The organism is Tsukamurella pseudospumae (assembly GCF_001575205.1).
GTDB lineage: Bacteria > Actinomycetota > Actinomycetes > Mycobacteriales > Mycobacteriaceae > Tsukamurella > Tsukamurella pseudospumae.
In genome coordinates, this window is sequence record NZ_LSRE01000007.1 from 1 (window position 1) to 18,092 (window position 18,092).

13 protein-coding genes are annotated in these 18,092 nt (G+C 62.3%); 7 read left to right on the top strand and 6 right to left on the bottom strand.

The window, feature by feature from the left end:
- Positions 1–412, top strand: a 412-nt coding sequence (locus AXK61_RS04975) for an ATP-binding protein (RefSeq protein ID WP_197466746.1), incomplete at its 5' end; no start/stop codon positions are given.
- A gap of 519 nt (positions 413–931) precedes the next feature.
- Here AXK61_RS04975 and AXK61_RS04980 read toward each other — a convergent pair.
- Positions 932–1,255 (bottom strand): hypothetical protein, encoded by a 324-nt coding sequence (locus tag AXK61_RS04980; RefSeq protein ID WP_068744130.1) that lies wholly within the window; start codon positions 1,253–1,255, stop codon positions 932–934.
- 275 nt (positions 1,256–1,530) lie between these two features.
- Between AXK61_RS04980 and AXK61_RS04985 the strand changes: the two genes are divergently transcribed.
- Complete coding sequence (locus AXK61_RS04985; RefSeq protein WP_068744133.1) at positions 1,531–2,223, top strand: hypothetical protein; 693 nt, start codon at positions 1,531–1,533, stop codon at positions 2,221–2,223.
- 36 nt (positions 2,224–2,259) lie between these two features.
- Here AXK61_RS04985 and AXK61_RS04990 read toward each other — a convergent pair whose 3' ends face one another.
- The 5 genes from AXK61_RS04990 to AXK61_RS24270 form a co-directional block, all read right to left on the bottom strand.
- Positions 2,260–3,582 carry a serine/threonine-protein kinase gene (locus AXK61_RS04990; protein WP_156485573.1) on the bottom strand — a complete coding sequence of 441 codons (1,323 nt, stop codon included), beginning with the start codon at positions 3,580–3,582 and terminating at the stop codon, positions 2,260–2,262.
- Between the two features lie 38 nt (positions 3,583–3,620).
- The gene (locus AXK61_RS04995) at positions 3,621–4,361 is read right to left on the bottom strand and encodes a hypothetical protein (RefSeq protein WP_068744137.1); all 741 of its coding nucleotides are present in this window, start codon (positions 4,359–4,361) and stop codon (positions 3,621–3,623) included.
- 19 nt (positions 4,362–4,380) lie between these two features.
- Entirely contained in the window at positions 4,381–6,567 is a 2,187-nt protein-coding gene (locus tag AXK61_RS05000; protein WP_068570116.1) for a serine/threonine-protein kinase, read from the bottom strand.
- Between the two features lie 72 nt (positions 6,568–6,639).
- Complete coding sequence (locus AXK61_RS05005; RefSeq protein ID WP_139057771.1) at positions 6,640–7,050, bottom strand: DUF732 domain-containing protein; 411 nt, start codon at positions 7,048–7,050, stop codon at positions 6,640–6,642.
- Between the two features lie 242 nt (positions 7,051–7,292).
- Complete coding sequence (locus AXK61_RS24270) at positions 7,293–8,336, bottom strand: tyrosine-type recombinase/integrase (RefSeq protein WP_175399939.1); 1,044 nt, start codon at positions 8,334–8,336, stop codon at positions 7,293–7,295.
- 1,080 nt (positions 8,337–9,416) lie between these two features.
- Here AXK61_RS24270 and AXK61_RS24820 point away from each other — a divergent pair.
- The 5 genes from AXK61_RS24820 to AXK61_RS05015 all read left to right on the top strand — a co-directional run bounded on the left by AXK61_RS24820 (position 9,417) and on the right by AXK61_RS05015 (position 18,045).
- Entirely contained in the window at positions 9,417–10,007 is a 591-nt protein-coding gene (locus AXK61_RS24820; protein WP_139057770.1) for a hypothetical protein, read from the top strand.
- 471 nt (positions 10,008–10,478) lie between these two features.
- A complete protein-coding gene (locus tag AXK61_RS24825; protein WP_139057769.1) occupies positions 10,479–11,288 on the top strand; it encodes a hypothetical protein in 810 nt (269 codons plus the stop codon).
- Between the two features lie 130 nt (positions 11,289–11,418).
- Positions 11,419–11,775, top strand: coding sequence for a hypothetical protein (locus tag AXK61_RS24830; RefSeq protein ID WP_139057768.1), 357 nt, complete (start codon positions 11,419–11,421; stop codon positions 11,773–11,775).
- 162 nt (positions 11,776–11,937) lie between these two features.
- On the top strand, positions 11,938–13,614 hold the full coding sequence (gene ettA / locus AXK61_RS05010; RefSeq protein ID WP_068570114.1) for an energy-dependent translational throttle protein EttA: 1,677 nt from the start codon (positions 11,938–11,940) through the stop codon (positions 13,612–13,614).
- Positions 13,615–13,824: 210 nt separating this feature from the next.
- On the top strand, positions 13,825–18,045 hold the full coding sequence (locus AXK61_RS05015) for an NAD-glutamate dehydrogenase (protein ID WP_068744139.1): 4,221 nt from the start codon (positions 13,825–13,827) through the stop codon (positions 18,043–18,045).
- Positions 18,046–18,092 lie beyond the last annotated feature (47 nt).

Consider the following 18,092-nt stretch of genomic DNA (forward strand, 5'->3'; position numbering starts at 1 on the left):
GCACGCCGGATACCGCACCTACGTCACCACCGCCGCCGACCTGGCCGCCCGCTGCCACAAAGCGGCGATCGAAGGCCGCTGGTCGACGACCATGCGGTTCTTCGCTGGCCCGACGCTGCTCGTCATCGACGAACTCGGCTACCTCCCCTTGCCCGCCGAAGCCGCATCAGCGTTGTTTCAGGTTGTCGCGCAACGGTATCTGAAAACATCGATCGTCATCACCACCAACCGATCGGTCTCCGAATGGGGCGAAGTCCTCGGCGACACCACCGTCGCCGCGGCCATGCTCGACAGGCTCCTACACCGCTCCGTCGTCCTCAAACTCGACGGCGACAGCTACCGACTACGAGACCACCACGCCCGCAACGAAACCCACCGCACAGCAATCGCACCCAGCCGCCGACCGCTATAATCCGACCGCACCCAGGTGAGGAATTTCAATGAGCATCACTGGGGACTTTCGATGAGCCTGATCATGGGTTCGGACCGCGCGGCCGAGAGGTCGTCGTGCGGGCGGTGGACGGTGGCCGCCGCGATGACGGCCGAGGCGATGGCTGCCGCCGCGGTGGGTAGGCTGGACTCGTTTGCCCCCGGCACACCGGTGGGTCGTTTTCGCGTGAGAGCAGGCAGGGACTGTGGCTGAGTTCATCTACACCATGAAGACTGAATCGTAACAGAGGTGAGCCTCAAAAATAGTCTTGACCTGTCGATTTGACAATCAAGTACGTCTTATGCTGCAGTCATGACTTGTTCACGATGATCACTATGACTTGTACACGTTCGAGGCGCTCGACATCCCAACTCCGAGGTCGAACCCCCGCGTGTCGAGAGATTCGAGGGTGAGACAAGTGTCTTGTCTCACCCTCGAACGAGCGCTGGAGTCCGATGAGCGGAGTCCTCGGACCGCGAAACGGTGTGGCTCGGCTGTGGCCTAGTTCGCAACGACGGCAGCGAACCGGAAGCCGCTGCCATGGTTCCGGACGTTGCCGTATTGGCACTTGTTGCTCACCTGCACGACCCTGCGCTTCTCGTAGCTGCCGGACCTCGACCAGTCGAGAGCCCGGAAGGGCGTTCCGCTCAGAGCATCGGACCGCGCCTCTTCACAGACCGACTTGAGCGGGAAGCCCCACGAGTAGACTCCCTCGCGGGGGGCTGCGGACGCGGCCCCGACGCTTGTCGTCAGCACCGCGCCGCTGAGTGCAATCGCAGCCGCCATACATGTGGCCATCCGACGGACCGTGGTCGACTTCTTCATGGTTCCTCCCAATCCTTGACATCCTGTCCCAACTATTGTTGCTGACAATCGGGCGCGTTTCGCTGCTTGAGGGTGGTTACACCCAACCGATGTGGTTTCCGCGGCGACTCATACCGATTCGGGGTTTTGGACAGGGCCTTTGAGCTTGTACATGGCGACGCTGGGTAGCCGCCGACTCCGCAGGCGTGACAGTCGGAGACGAAGCACGGCGATTGAACTCGTATGGTTGGTCGGAGAGGCACCGTTTCGGTTGCCGTAGGATTGGAGCGACGAACATGACAGCGCTGCCTGCGCCCCAGCTGATCGATGCCACGGGGATCTCCGTTCCTCTGAGCAGAGACCGGGTCACGACGATCGGGCGCGATGCAGACCTCTCGTATTCGGAGAACCAGTTTCTGCATCGTCGCGCGGCAGCGGTCTACTGGTCGGACGGGGCATGGTGGCTGCGCAACACCGGCGAGTGGATTCCTATCCGTTACGAGCACCGGGACGACCCTCTAGGCAACGTTCTCAGCGTCGGGCAAGCTACCAGAATCACCCGGGTCGAAACCTTGGTCGTCATCAGGGCGGGTAAGATAGAACATCGGCTGATGATTCGGATTCCCGACGTGCAAACTGGCACATCATCGGTGGAGCTACCACCGCTGCCCGTCGGTATCGAGACGCTCGGGCCAGGCTCGCTCACGATCGAGCAATTGCAACTCTTGGTTGCGCTGTGTGAACCTATCCTCCGCCAGCCGGGTACCGGCATGGCTCAGATCGTCTCGACGAAGGACGCTGCGTGCCGCCTAGACTGGTCGGTGAAGAAGCTCGAGCGGAAGATCGATAATTTGTGTGTCAAGCTGACCACCGCGGGAGTTCCCGGACTGGCCCCAGGCCCCTCTGCGAGCAACCGCAGGGTCGTCCTCTGTGAGTGGGCCTTGGCCAGTAGAATCGTGTCTCGCGACTCTCTGCGGCTGCTGCCGTGACTTGTTGTCGCTGAACCGGGTAATTGGTGGCGTCGACTAGTCCCGTTTCCAGTTGGAGCGCACCTCTCGTGCCGCACGGAGGAACCGTGTGGCGAAGAAGGCTAAGACAATAACTCCGACCAATGCGGCGATGCCTTGGAGGACTACCTCCGTATCGAGCCACCATCGCCGGCCGGCTTCGACTGCTTGCCCGTATGCGTCCGCGCCGAACAACACGGCGGCGACTAGGCCCCACATACTCAAGCAAGTGGCAACAAGGAGGAGAGTGAAGCGCCACCACAATCGCTCAGGTACCCGAACCGCGCGCGATCGAAAATCGCGTAAGTCTCGCTCCACATTTCGTGATGCCGAACGGCCGATGCCACCGATGATGTTGCTACCGGACCTCCACGCGTCTTGAATCGCGCTGCTGCCCACTGCAGCTGGCTGCTTGGCTGGCTCCAGTTGCCCATCCGCCGCAGCCGAAGGGGCACCAGTACCCGCCGCCCCTTCGGGTGTTATCGCTCCGCGAGCGACCTGGGCGCAGTTGAACTCAGTGGGCGCCTGCGATGCAAGGACGGCGCCCGCAAAGGCGTCCGAGAACGCCGTACATGTCTCGTACCTATGGGTAGGGTCCTTTGACAGAGCCCGCCGGACGACAGTATCGAGTGGTCCAGCGGCACCTGTGAGTGGTCGTGGATCAGCGTGTGCCTGCGCGTACAACAATGCGGCGACGGAGTCCGCGCGAAACAATGGGGCGCCGGACAGATACTGGTAGACCGTGCACGCCAAGGCGTACTGGTCTGATGCCGCGCTCGGCTGGCCACCCTGCACCAATTCCGGAGCGAGATACGCCGCTGAACCAACGACGGCGTCTGCGGAAGTCATCCGGGTCTCATCCAGCACGCGGGAGATTCCGAAGTCCAATAGCGTGACTCGTGCGATTGACCCATCCGTAGCGGTGCTCACGGCGATGTTGGCCGGCTTGATGTCGCGGTGAACGACGCCCATGGAGTGGGCGTAGTCGATCGCCTCACTCAGCTCACCAAGCACGTTCATCACGTCGCGTGGTTCTACAACGCTCCCGTCGAGGGACACTGCATCGGGTATGTAGCGCATGGTGTACCAGGGAACGCCACGCGTGACCCCGTAGTCGTAAACCGTGATGATCCCCGGGTGATCCAAACCTGCAGCCGTCCGCGCCTCGGTCGCGAAGCGTCTGAGGAACTGCGCGTCGGTGGACCCGACGGCCATTAACTTCATCGCTTCGAGGCGCTGCAGGCGGTCGTTCTCGACGAGGAACACCTGTCCCATACCTCCTCGCCCAACTTCGTCAACGACGCGGTATCCAGCGAACTGAGTACCAGGCTCGAGATTCACACTTCCACCTTCCGGTCCGTCCTGTCGTGCAGCCAGGCTCACTGATCTTCGCCATCGCGTCTCGGGTGCAGAGGCCCGTTCACAGTGGACAAGTCCAATAGCCGTACGGAGTCTGTCGAGATGATGCGCGTCGCCAGCGCCCACTCTAGGAGTGCGATCCGACGGTTCGTCGCGGGTACCCCAGTTTCCGAGACGAGTCCCGCTACCCCCGCTGTCGCGAGCTTCCCGCACAGATTGTCCAGCTTGCGACGAAGTTTTGCCGAACTCCAGCCCAGCCGGTCCTCGACGGCGCGCATCGAGCGGATTCGGTCTATGCCCACGCCGGGGGCGAGCAAGAGCGGTTCGCAGAACGCGACAAGCATCGCGAGCTGCTCCAAGGTCAGAGATCCGGGGCCCAAGGTGCTCGTGCCGGGGGAAAGCCCAACCGATTCGGTTCGTCGATGCTCGCGGTGGTCTGGGATCCTCACAACCACCTCGTACTCCGTGCCGCCTGCGCGAAACACGAGATGCGTCACGCGGCTGCTGAGCCGCATCGCCTGGCCCACGTCGAGTATGGAGCTGAGTGCCTCAGCCGCAGCGCAATATCGGACGGGGATCCAGGCTCCCACGTTCTCGATCCACCAGCCGTCATCGCGCCAGTAGATGTCGATGAGACGCCGGTGCAGAAAGTTGTTGCCGGGGAACGAGAGATCGGCATCGCGACCGATTGAGGTCACCCGGTCACGCGAGAGCGGGACGACGCTCCCGACGAGGTCATCAAGATGCGGCACTGCCTTCATTGTCCTGGAATTGCGGTCGTCACGGCAATGACCCGAGGAGCTTGTACTGTGCTGCGATGCCCTGAAGCGCATCAGTCTTCTGAAAGCTGCCCAGACCCGCCATGTACCGCCCCCTGTGTACGCGGCACACGTAGTACTGCCGAACGGAGCCATCAGATCGTGCCTCGGGGGTTTCGGTGCACGAGGCGGTCACTCGATTTAGTCCTGGTACGCCGAAGTTCCTGACCCCACCCGCGGTGCGGTCCGAGACGAATCCCGCGAACATCCGCCCGGCCTGGGTCGCATCTTTGGCGCGGAAGATGACACTGTTGCCATTCTGGGTGGACCCGACGAGGTCGACTCCGTACTCGTCCAGGGTCTGCTTAGTCAAGTAGCTTCCTTGATTCAATGCCCAACCCCGAGCGGAGACGTATCCGTCGCCCGCTGAGATGCCGGGTGAAAAACCCTGGTCCGAATTAGTGTCCACCTTGTTGGGCAGCGTAGCGCTCATAACCCCATCGCGGTCCATCGGAACACGAGGGATCTCGGGCGAGGACGTCGGAACGGGCGTCGGCCTGTACTCAGCCGATCGCTTCTCCTGCATCGTCAGCGCTTTTGCGACAATCTTCGCCGCGCCACCGCTGTCCGCTCCCGACGCACCTGCCACCACGAGCAGATCGCCGACCTTGATTGCAGCAGTTAGGGTGCGTACAGGCACCTTTTTCCCAGAGCCATCTGGGCTGTCCACCGAGAGCAGTTCGTCCAGGATCGTCACGGTGTTGCCGGCGCCCTTCAACGATGCGTCTGTGCTTGGTTTCGCCCCCACCGCGCGCAAGGCCAGATCGGCCGCTTCCGCAGTGCGAAAGCGGAGCATGCCCACCCGCAGGACTCTGTTGGCAGCGTCTCCCATGGCATCCACCGACACTGCGACGTACCCTGCAGTCATCTTGATCGCCCTGAGTGCGCTCGCCTGCTCTTGGTTGAACAACCGTGCGGTCGTCTGATATCCAAACTTGGCGGTTGACACGACCGGCCCGCTGACCTCCTGGTAGTTCTGGCCGTCCGTGGTCGTGTCGAACCGGTACTGAAAGTCCGAATCAACCTCCCACGGGGCTACGACGGCGTCCGTCATGTTGAGTGACTCTTGTTGCCAGGCGTCAGATTCGGTCCGCGCGACCACAGTGCGCGGCGCGGTGCCGAAGTTGCCAGTATCAAGCGCTGGCTCGCCCACTGTTGCTTGGCCAGCCACGCGCTGTGACCCCCAGCCCAGCGGGCCGACCAGGACCACGGCTGTCGTCAATAGGAGCGCGACAACACACATGGCCGCAACGGCGCGCCATCGCAGCCCGTAACGACGCGAAGTCCACTCAGTATGCCGGTGAGGCACACCCCCGCCACTCAGAGCGGATGCAAGTGCGGAGGCGAAGTCTGCCGTGGACCGGTACCGCATGTTCGGACTCTTGGCCATTCCTTTGGCGAGGACGGCATCGACGGCTTCAGACAGACCGGGTCTGCGCGCGGAGGCTGACGGCGGAGGCGTGTGAAGGTGATCGATCATCAGCGCCGCAGGAGCGGCGACGCGATAGGGTAGACTCCCTGTGAGCATTTCGAACGCCGAACATGCCATCGAGTACTGGTCCGAGCGCGGATCTGCACCGTCGCCGTGAATCACCTCCGGAGCCAGATACGCAAGCGTGCCGACCATGCCTCGCGTCTCGGTCAAGCCACTGGTCAGTTCCGTCATCGTCGCGACACCAAAGTCCGCGAGTTTCACGACCGCCGGGCGGTCGCCGTCGAGCAGCGTGAGAATATTGGCAGGTTTGATGTCTCTATGCACCAGCCCGTACCTCGACCACACGAACTCCAGTGCCTCAGCGATTGGCCTCACGATATCGATGACCTGACACGGATCCAGAGCGCCATTTCTGCGAATGAGGCTGAGTACGTCCGGGCCATCGATGAACTCAGAAGTCATCCATAGTCTGTCGGACGCAGTACCTGAGTCGAACACGGTCACGATATTGGGGTGCGACACTGTAGCGAGCATCGCCGCTTCTCGATGGAATCGAGCCCGGTATACCTCGTCTCGTGCGAGCGCCGGCATCAACAGCTTGAGCGCTTCCATCCGGGGCAGACGTGGATGCCGCACCAGGAAGACCTCACCCATCGCACCACGTCCGAGCGGCCTGATCACCGTGTAGTCCGACAAACCCACCACTGCCCCCATCGCCAGATCACGTGAGTACCCGATTCGGTCGGCCGAACGCTGTCCGAGCGAATCAGTTCCATTGTGGACACATCAGAGATACCACGGGCAGTAGACGCGCGTTGCGGCCCCTGCGAAGTACGAGGCGTTGTACGGCGTGAGGCCTGCTTGCCTGTTGAGCTTGTTCACGATGACCTGCAACGAGACTCCGTCGCGTCGATCCGCGCAAACCGCCTTTCCGATGCGAACCGCGGTCGCACCTCCATCCTTCGCGACGATGCCCTGAGCGCGCAGCACGGTCAGAAACGCCTGGTCCTGCGCAGTAAACGCATTGGCCGGCCCGCCGCCTGCGAGTGCCACACCGCCCGCGGCCACCGTCGCGATGAGCGCTCCGCGAGCGATCCGACCGATCTCTGTCATCTTCGTCATCTGTTCCTGCTCCTTCTCTGCGGTGCGCAGTTGTTTGCGAACCGCACCAACAGGATCGCAGCGGATCTCGCTCAAGCTGGCATTCCGGGTGGAAGCACCCACCGGACAAGTAAAGATACACCACTCCGAATTTATGATAATCAACTCTCGACAGAGTGTCAAGCCAGGTAGGCGCGCGACTATCGATGGTCGAGGGGCGCAACACGAAGCAACGGCCCAGCTGTCCGCCTGATCGCCGAAATCAGGCGAGTCTCTCCTTTGCCGTATGCGGGCGGTTGAGGCCGTGAGGAAGTCAATCAGGGCACAGCACCGGGATTCTAAACAAGGCCATTAATGGACGCCGCAGTTGTAATCGCCTCTCGAGCCCGGGTCATCGCACCAGGCAGGATATGGGTATAGACATCCAATGTGATCTGGGTTGTGGAATGCCCCAGCAAGGAAGAGACAGTAGGTACGTCTATGCCATTGTGGATAAGCGTAGAGGCGTAGTAGTGACGTAGGCTATGCCAGGCGAACGGTACCCGCCGTCTGCGTCGCGCCTGGTTGGCATGCGACGGTGACCACATTGCCCCGTTCGTTGTTTGAAATAGCGGATCACGCGGTCCTCGATTATTGACTCGCGCGTGCTCGAGGCATTTCTCGACGACCTCGTTCGGTAAGGGCACTTCGCGTGAAGTTCCGTTCTTCGGAGGCGCCCACGACCACGGATTGGTTCCGTCCGCTTGTTCCATTACCATAATCCGCCCGGCGGACCGGTCGATTGATGTTATACGCAGACCCGCAATCTCGCTGATTCGAAGTCCTGCGGTTGCTGCGATAGTAACCATTAGTTCGAGATCATAGTTGTGCGCGAAGCGCGCGTCGTCTGAAGCTCTCATTGCATTCTTAAAGGCGCGCACCTCTTCGCTCGTAGGGATCTCGCTCGGAGAGATTGCACGTCCATTGGACCGTTTTTGCTTCATCCCAGCCATTGGATGCAGCTCTTTGGGAAGAAGATCCCGTTCCACGGCGGTGTTGAACGCACCCTTTAGCATTCGCATGTGGGTTCTGATTGTGGATTCAGCGAGGCTATTCCCACTCTTAGTGACGCCAGATCGTAGGCCATTCGCCCACAAGACAATGTCATTGTGAGTGAAGTTGATCAGTAGCGTGCCCGCGATCGGCTCGCAGTTGTCACGCAAGTTCTGACGGAGCTTGCGAGTGTTGGAATTACTGGATTCGAGTACCCAGGAGTCGAGGAACGTCCCCAGGTTCGTATTAGATTTAGCGATGAGTCGATTGCCCAACGGCGAGATGGTCGTCTCGTGTGTCATGGTGGATAACTTCGCGACCAGGTCCTTCTCCTGGATGTTCCGGGCCATCACTACTTCGGTAGGACTAACTGAAGGGGACATTATTCCGCCAGACATCTTCGCGTATTCGGTGCGCTCCCAAGTCAGGGCGTCGTCCTGCCGTGAGAAATTCTTGGTTCGAGACCTGCCCGTTGACTTATCGTACACAGATCCGCGCCATCGAGTGTTGCCACTTGGTAGGACTATCCGATTCACGCTCACAAGCCAAGCCTAACCGAGGAGTTCGATTTACACAACTTATACAAGGTGTCGCCGCCTGGATGTTGCGTGCAGCCAGTTCATTGTTGACGCGCAACGATCCCGGGCATGTCAGGACAAAAGCATCGGGATGTTGATGAAGAGTTAGGAAGGCGCGAGTTGGGTTAGGCGACTTGGGGGTAAAGATCCGCAGATCAATCAGACTATTGTCTGTTCTTAATACTATTACCGGGTACATAAATTGTATGCCAGGCATCGTCCGTCTTAGAGTTCCTCGGCAGGAATCAGTGCATGTCAATGGGTGCATTCGCTTGGTAATCCGATTGCACTCGAAATCCTCTAGAGTGCACCATCTCAGCTGGATTCGCCTTACTGTTCTATGCGGTCGTCACGACCATTGCAGTGACTATCACAGGAGAGATTCACCTTCGAGTTGTAAGCTATCTGATGACTAGCAGTATTTGAATTAGATTCATGCTAATGTACTTAGTGGTGGCCAACAGTTCCGGCGGAATGCTGCGCAGTTAGCGCCAACAAAGGAAACGTGGCAAGATTCTAGGAGATGGGGCGATGCGTAGAAATATATTGAGAGCTCGCGCTCTGAACGACCAGATTAAGACCTATGTGGTTGACTATGACCATGATGCGTCCTCGATTGGTGGACGACCTGCAGGGGCGGCCAACACTCCTGGGGTTCGAGACAACAGGAGGTCGACTCTAGACCGTCTTCTCGCGGTCGACTACGATCTAGCGCACGGCAGCCTGTTTCCGATTGTCTTAGCGATGCCGCCGAAGTCGGTCGTAGACAATTTGGGCTACAAAGATTCGAGGGCTATCCGTCGAAGATTCGCCCGCGCGATACGAGGAGTAGCCGGCCTCAAAGGACTTACCTTGGATACCACGGTTGAATTTACGCATAGCAAATTGACTGCAAATATCGAGCACTGGTCTGGTTGGTTGTATATCCCTGATGCTGACGTCAGAATAGACTTCCGCGGTAAGTCATGCTACAAGGCCGACGTGGTGAAGCGCTTATGGATTAACGCTCTGGTTTCGAGCTATGGCAAGTTCTCGTCGCGAGGCAATAAGATTGCATGGACTGGTGAGGCTGTCCGCTTGGGTCCGGATGGCAGCAGGTACGCCGCTATGAATAGCTGGGCGAGGTATTGCACAAAGTACGGCGAGAAGCACGGGAGCAAGGTCAAGTCTCAGTTTCAAAACATGAGAGCTCCCGATAGTCAGATTCGTCGAGGTAGATCGATGTGGACGTTAGGTGGAATTGAAAGATCAAAGACGGAGACGATCGCAGGTGACATTTCGGCGAATGATGTTCAATTTCTTCGCGATTCTGGAACAGTGGTTAAGGAATCTGATCTAGGCGACATGCGGCTGATCAAACTGGGTACGCGCCCCGCTAGTCAGGTAGCGGACATCGTGAATGACATGATGGAAGCACGCGCAGAACGGGATGTCTCGAATTGAGCCTGCTAAGAGTACACCTGGCCACACCTCCTGACCTGGCGGTGCTGGCATCAAGGATTTGAATCCTTGGATGCGGATGATGCGGATTGAGATCTGAGTGAGAGCTTGTGAATCAACAATTTTGATTCCGGACCACAGAGTCCTATCCGCGAACTCGGGATCGTTCCGTATGGAGCTTGAACCGGGTTGGCCGAGCATCTCGTGATTTTGGCGATCAACATATGTTGAGATTTCGAATACGGCCGATATCGTCCATCTTTGGGCGACCTGAACGCGACCTGTTGATGTTCAACATGGGTTGAGCGAGATCGGTGGCTCGCACGCTGTCTTGGGTACTGGTGTGTGAGAAGTGTCGAGGAACGAGACACCATCGTGATGGTCGTTAAGCGGCGAAACTGTTAGGCTGCGACTGGCTACGCCTTGCGTTGTCTCCGCGTGGCGAGTTCGGGAATATGTGATAGCATCGATACCATGCTGAATGGTAATGGCGCATCTGTCGTCCGGGTAAAATTCTTGTTCAGAACTGGTTTGGTGCTGGTCTTAATCGCCGTTGCAGGCGGATGCGCCTTCGATTCTGATGGGCCGGCTACGTTATCTGAATTGGAATCAGAGGCGGCAACTACTACAACGACCGTGTCATTCCCCGACCTTCTGGAGAGTGATGATGCAGGTCCGTCCACGTCAAGCAGCTCGGCTTCGACGAGCGGCAGTAGTGAGACAACAGTAGGCGCGCAGGGGAGTGATTCGTCTGTATCGGGGATTAGTTGTGGGCTTTCTTGGGATAACGTACAGCCGGGAACTGCATTTCATGATGGTGGTGAAACGGGTTTCGAGAAGCGGTGTGTCGATGTTTTTAATGCGGTTGACAGGGAGCGTCAGAGTGGGAACGTCGAGGCGGGAGTGCAGGAAGACCTCAAGAAGCTGGTCGAGAAATTCTACTCTTTGAATCGGAAGGGGAAGACGTGGAGAGATGTTCTCGCGCTAGTTTGCCCTTCATCGGTTGTGGAATCTCACATGCTCGAAAATACAGATCCTGATCGAGAGATTGGTAAGTACTCGGGACCGGAATATTACGAGGTGGCGCGTTGGGAGCGCTTTCTGATCACCGCGAAGCCTGGATGGAAGATTCCGTACCCTATTGAAGCCAGGTTCTACCACACTTCGCCCAATCGGCCGTTCGTAAGTCCCAGTGATACGGTTGGACATGACGGATCAGCCAGATTCGCGCGGGATAGCGGAAAGTGGTGCATCGTGTCGGTAGATCCTTATGTGAACAATTAGGCTTGTCGTGATACCTCGATTGGTTCGTCTGGTAGGCAATGATAGATCTGTCCGGATCGTGCAATTCGGTTCGGGATTGCTTATGCTGGTGTCGTTGCTAGCTTTGCTGTATTTCGCATACAACGCTGCCGTGGACGCCTGGATCGTAAGCGGTGACGATCGCTATCCTATTTTTGGCAACACTCGCTTGACTGTGGTTGGTTGCATCGCTGGTATTGGTGCTTCGATCGGCGCGGTGGGATTATTATTTGACGAGCTCCTGGTTTTGCTAGTCTCCTTCTTCTTCTCGTTTGCGGTGCTCGTTATTGCGGGTTACCTATTTCCCATCGGTTGGCTGGCCGGGGCGATCGATAGTCCTGAATATGGGATCGGCAGGGAAGCGGCACTATTTGGTTTGATAGCAACCCTTGTTTGTGCTGTGGCGTCACGGGGTGTAGCCGCGGTTGGTGTGAGGATTGAAGAGTTGTCGGATGACGGTGGACAGTAGAGCTGTGGGGTGGCGCCGTGGCTGGTCAGCAGTCCGTGGCCACTGTATCCGCGCTCGAACGTAGAATCTGGGATGACTTGTGCACGTTCTGTCAGAACACTTGTGCGCACGGACAAGGGGCAGCGAGCGAAACTTGCATTATTGCAGGTAGATTGGGTAAAAATGTCAGAGCGTTTCATTTACACGATGAAGAAGGTGCGTAAGGCGCACGGCGACAAGGTCATTCTCGACGACGTGACGATGTCGTTCTACCCGGGCGCGAAGATCGGCGTCGTCGGTCCGAACGGTGCGGGCAAGTCGTCGATCCTCAAGATCATGGCGGGCCTGGACCAGCCGTCGAACGGCGAGGCCTTCCTGGACCCGGAGGCCACCGTCGGCATCCTGATGCAGGAGCCCAAGCTGGACGAGACCAAGACCGTCAAGGAGAACGTCGAGGACGGCCTCGGCCAGACCATGGTCAACCTGCGCCGCTACAACGAGGTCGCCGAGCTCATGGCCACCGACTACAGCGACGAGCTGATGGAGGAGATGGGCAAGCTGCAGGAGCAGCTGGACGCCGTCGACGCCTGGGATGTGGACTCGCAGATCGAGCAGGCCATGGACGCGCTGCGCTGCCCGCCGGGCGACTCGTCCGTGGAGAACCTCTCCGGTGGTGAGAAGCGCCGCGTGGCTCTGTGCAAGCTGCTGCTGAGCAAGCCCGATCTGCTGCTCCTCGACGAGCCCACCAACCACCTCGACGCCGAGTCGGTGCTGTGGCTCGAGCAGCACCTCGCGAGCTACGCCGGCGCCGTGCTGGCCGTGACCCACGACCGGTACTTCCTCGACCACGTCGCGCAGTGGATCTGCGAGGTCGACCGCGGCAAGCTGCACGGCTACGAGGGCAACTACTCGGCATACCTCGAGAAGAAGGCCGAACGCCTCGAGGTGCAGGGCAAGAAGGATCAGAAGCTGCAGAAGCGCCTCAAGGAGGAGCTCGCGTGGGTCCGCTCGGGCGCGAAGGCCCGGCAGACCAAGAACAAGGCCCGTCTCGAGCGCTACGACGAGATGGCGGCCGAAGCCGAGAAGCACCGCAAGCTCGACTTCGAGGAGATCCAGATCCCCACGCCGCCCCGCCTGGGCAACGTGGTCGTCGAGGTGAAGAACCTCGACAAGGGCTTCGACGGCCGCGTGCTCATCAAGGACCTGTCGTTCACACTGCCGCGCAACGGCATCGTGGGCGTGATCGGTCCGAACGGCGTCGGTAAGACCACGCTGTTCAAGACCATCGTCGGTCTCGAGTCCCCGGACTCGGGCGACGTGAAGGTCGGCGAGACCGTCAAGCTCAGCTACGTCGACCAGAACCGCGCCAACATCGACCCCAAGAAGACCGTCTTCCAGGTGGTCTCCGACGGGCTCGATTACATCACCGTCGGCCAGAACGAGATGCCGGCCCGCGCCTACGTGAGCGCCTTCGGTTTCAAGGGCCCGGACCAGCAGAAGCCCTCGGAGGTCCTCTCGGGTGGTGAGCGCAACCGCCTGAACCTGGCGCTGACCCTCAAGGAGGGCGGCAACCTGATCCTCCTCGACGAGCCGACCAACGACCTGGACGTCGAGACCCTGTCGAGCCTGGAGAACGCGCTGGAGCAGTTCCCCGGCTGCGCCGTGGTGATCTCTCACGACCGGTGGTTCCTCGACCGCACCTGCACCCACATCCTGGCGTGGGAGGGCAACGTCGACGAGGGGCAGTGGTTCTGGTTCGAGGGCAACTTCGAGGCGTACGAGGCGAACAAGGTCGAGCGCCTCGGCGCCGATGCCGCCCGTCCGCACGCCGTGACGCACCGCAAGCTCACGCGCGACTGATTCCCGCGCGCGGACCCGCTCCGCACGAACAACGACGCCCCCGGCCCGCGCCGGGGGCGTCGTCGTTCATTACTCGCCCGTAACCCCCTGCTCGGTCGTAGTGTGGTGCGCGGAGCCCACCGGCTCCGTCACACCTTGGCAACGGCGCCGTGTGCTGACCTCGCATTTGGCGTGCCCGCTGCCGCGACTCATCGCAGGAGGAGTACACCCGTGGAGCAGTCCGCGCACGATCCGTCCGACTTCACCCGAGCTGCAGCGAGCGTGGGCAACCAGCCCCCCGGACGGTCACCGTCGGACTTCCTGACCTGGCTCTCCGAGGAGAACGCGCGCATCCTCGGAACGTGGACGGGCGACGCCGGCACGGGGGTGCTCTCGGATCCCGACGACAAGCTCCGCGCGGTCATCGACGCGATGCCGGCGCCGGAGGCGGGCGGCATCGGGGTCGTCGAGCTCGCGCAGCCGCTCGGCGACGCCGCGGGCTCTCCCTTCCTGCTCGCCGCGAGCCCGTCGGACGGTGGGCCGACCGAGCTGTTCGCCATGGCGATGACGGTTCTGGGCTTGCACCACAACGTGTTCGGCATTCCCATGGTCGGGGCGAAGATCGAGCGCGTGCTCGCGCGGATCGGGGTGGACCGGTCGGATCCGGCCAATCAGCGCCTGATGGAGTTCATCCAGACCTATCCGCGCCTGCGGCTCGTGGTGGCGGACGAGGACGAGCTGGCCCGTGTCTTCGGCGCCCTGCGCGACCTCGGCGACGAGGACCTCGCACTGTTCCTCCGGACCGACAAGCTGGCGCGGTTCGCGCGGGCCCTGGTCTACCTGCCCCGCGACCGCTACACCTCGCGGGCCCGCGGCGTGCTCATTGACGTGCTCGAGGACGAGACCGGGATGCGGGTCGATCGGTTCACCGCGCGCGTCACCGAGTCCGCGATCGCTCGGATCCAGTTCGTGCTGCTCCCGCGGGCGGAGGGCGCGGTTCCCGTCTTCCAGGCCGCCGACGAGGCCCGCATCCGGGCCCGGCTCGGCGATGTCAGCCGCACGTGGGACGAGGACGTCCTGGCCGCCGCGACTGCCGCCGGCGCCGACGCCGCCCTCGTGCGCGAGTACCTGCCGGGTATCTCCCCGAACTACAAGGAGGATGCCGCGCCGGAGCAGGCGCTCGCCGACGTCACCCGCATCGCGGGCCTCGCGCCCGATGGGCAGGACCTGGTGTTCTACGACCCGCGTCACGGTGACGAGGCCGGCCTGCGGTTCGCGATGTACGTCAACGGCGGCCGGGTGACGCTCTCGCAGGCGTTGCCGATGCTGCAGTCGCTCGGCGTGGACGTCCTCGATGAGCGCCCCTACAAGATCCGCAGGCCCGACGGTGTGCTGTGCTCGGTCTACGACTTCGGCCTGCGAGTGCCCGCTGCGCTGACCGCGGCCGCCGCGACCGGGGTGGCGGAGTCGGACCTGCCGGGGCGGTACGCCGTACTGCGCGGGCTGGCGAGCGATGGCGCCGCGGCGGCGTGGCGGGGCGATGCCGAGGTGGACCGGTTCAACGAGCTGATCCTCTCCGTCGGGCTGGACTGGCGGCGCGTCGCGCTGCTACGAGCTATCGGACAGTACCTGCGCCAGTGCGGTTTTCCCTACAGTCCGGGACACATGGCGCAGGTGCTCCTGGAGCATCGGGACGCTGCGCTCGCTCTGGACAGGCTGTGGACGGCCACCTTCGACCCGATCGCCGCGGACGCGGATGCGGCCGCCCAGGCGGAGACCGATGTCGTCGCGACGCTCGAGGCCGTCACGAGCCTGGACGCGGACCGGATCCTGCGGGCCTACCTGCATGTCGTGCAGGCCACCGTGCGCACCAACTTCTACGCCGACAAGCCCGTGATCTCCATCAAGCTGGAACCCGGCCGCGTCCCCGAGGCGCCGAAGCCGCGCCCGCGGTTCGAGATCTTCGTGTACTCGCCGCGTGTGGAGGGCGTGCACCTGCGGTTCGGCATGGTCGCCCGCGGCGGCCTGCGCTGGTCGGACCGCCGGGAGGACTTCCGCACCGAGGTCCTCGGCCTGGTCAAGGCGCAGGCGGTCAAGAACGCCGTCATCGTGCCGGTCGGCGCCAAGGGCGGCTTCGTCGTCAAGCAGCCGCCGGAGATCACCGGCGACGCCACCGTCGACCGGGACGCGCAGCGCGCCGAGGGCGTCGCCTGCTACCGCATGTTCATCTCGGGCCTGCTGGACGTGACCGACAACCTCGGCCCCGACGGTGCCGTGCTCCCGCCCGAGCGCGTGGTCCGCCGGGACGCCGACGACACCTATCTCGTCGTGGCCGCGGACAAGGGCACCGCGTCCTTCTCCGACATCGCCAACGACGTCGCCGCCGGATACGACTTCTGGCTCGGTGACGCCTTCGCGTCCGGCGGCTCCGAGGGCTACGACCACAAGGGCATGGGCATCACCGCGCGCGGCGCGTGGGAGTCGGTGAAGATGCATTTCCGCGAGATGGGCGTCGACACCCAGAGCGAGGACTTCACCGCGGTCGGTGTGGGTGACATGAGCGGCGATGTCTTCGGCAACGGCATGCTGCTCTCCGAGCACATCCGGCTGGTCGCCGCTTTCGACCACCGCGACATCTTCCTCGACCCGAATCCCGATGCCGCCGTGGGCTTCGCGGAGCGGCAGCGCCTGTTCGACCTGCCGCGGTCGTCGTGGAAGGACTACGACACCAGCACGATCAGCGAGGGCGGCGGCGTGTTCAGCCGCGATACGAAGTCGGTGCCCATCAGCCCGCAGGTCCGGACGGCGCTGGGCCTGGCCGACGACGTGACCGAGCTGACCCCGCCGGAACTGATGCGCGCGGTGCTGCTGGCCCCGGTCGACCTGCTGTGGAACGGCGGGATCGGTACGTACATCAAGGCGTCGACGGAGACCGACCTGGCGGTGGGCGACCGTGCCAACGACGCGATCCGCGTCGACGGGAACCAGCTGCGCGCCAAGGTCGTCGGCGAGGGGGGAAACCTGGGCGTGACGCCGCTCGGCCGCATCGAGTTCGATCGCAGCGGCGGCCGGATCAACACCGACGCGATGGACAACTCGGCCGGCGTGGACTGCTCCGACCACGAGGTCAACATCAAGATCCTGCTGGACCGGCAGATCGCGGCCGGCGCGATCGGGGAGGCCGAGCGGCACGACCTGCTGGTGTCCATGACCGACGACGTCTCCCGGCTGGTGCTGGCGGACAACGTCTCCCAGAACACCGCGCTGTCGGTGGAGCGCTCGCTCGCGCCGAAGATGGTCGACGTGCACGCCCGGATCCTCGCGGACCTCAGTCGTAACCGCGGCGTCGACCTGCGTCTCGAGGCGCTGCCGACCCGCAAGGAGACCGACCGGCTGCAGGCCGCCGGGCTGGGCCTGAGCTCGCCGGAGCTGTGCAACCTGATGGCGCACGTCAAGCTCGCCGTCAAGGACGATGTCATCGCGAGCGACCTGCCCGACAACGACGCGCTGGCGGCGGGCTTCCCGGCGTACTTCCCGGATCACCTGCGCGACCGTGCGGGCGATGCCGTGTTCTCGCACCCGCTGCGCCGTGAGATCGTCGCGACCCAGGCGGTCAACGAGCTCGTCGACAACGCCGGCGTCAGCTTCGTCTACCGCCTGCAGGAGGAGACCGGCGCCGCCGCCTCGGACGCCGTACGCGCCTTCGTGGCGGTCAGTCGGGTCTTCGATCTGCCCGCGACCTGGGCGGCCGTCAAGGCGTTGCCGACCTCGGCGGCGGAATCGGCCGCGCTGCTCTCCGAGAGCCGCCGCGTGCTCGACCGCGCCGCCCGCTGGATGCTCACCAACCGGCCCCAGCCGATCGCGATCGGTGCGGAGGTCAACCGCTACGCCGACCGGATCGCGGCGATGACGGCCGCGATGCCGGACTGGGACATCGAGTACGACGCGTACGCCTGCAAGGCAGCGGATCACGCCAGGGAGGCCGGTGTGCCCGACGACCTGGCGTATGCGGTGAGCCGGGCGCTGTACCGGTTCAGCCTGCTGGACGTGGTCGACATCGCGGACATCACCGAGCGTGAGGACGACGAGGTCGGGCGCCTGTACTTCGCGCTCATGCAGCACCTCCGGATCGACAAGATGTTGGGCGCGGTCGCGGAGCTGCCGCGCGGTGACCGGTGGAGCGAGATGGCCCGCCTCGCACTGCGCGACGACCTGTACGGCGCGCTGCGGGCGCTCACCGTCGAGGTGCTCAACTTCACCGATCCCGACGAGCCCGCCACGCAGAAGATCGGCGACTGGGCCTCGCATCACGCGCAGCGTCTCGAGCGGGTGGGTGCGCTGCTCGCCGAGATCCTCGATCCGGTGGACGGTGCGGCTGCGGCGGCGAACGACGAGTCGCGGCTGTCCGTCGCGACCCGGGCCCTGCGCTCGCTCCTGCGCCACGTGGGGTAGCGGTGGTCGGCTAGCGTTGAGGGCGTGACCGACTACAGCTTCACCGC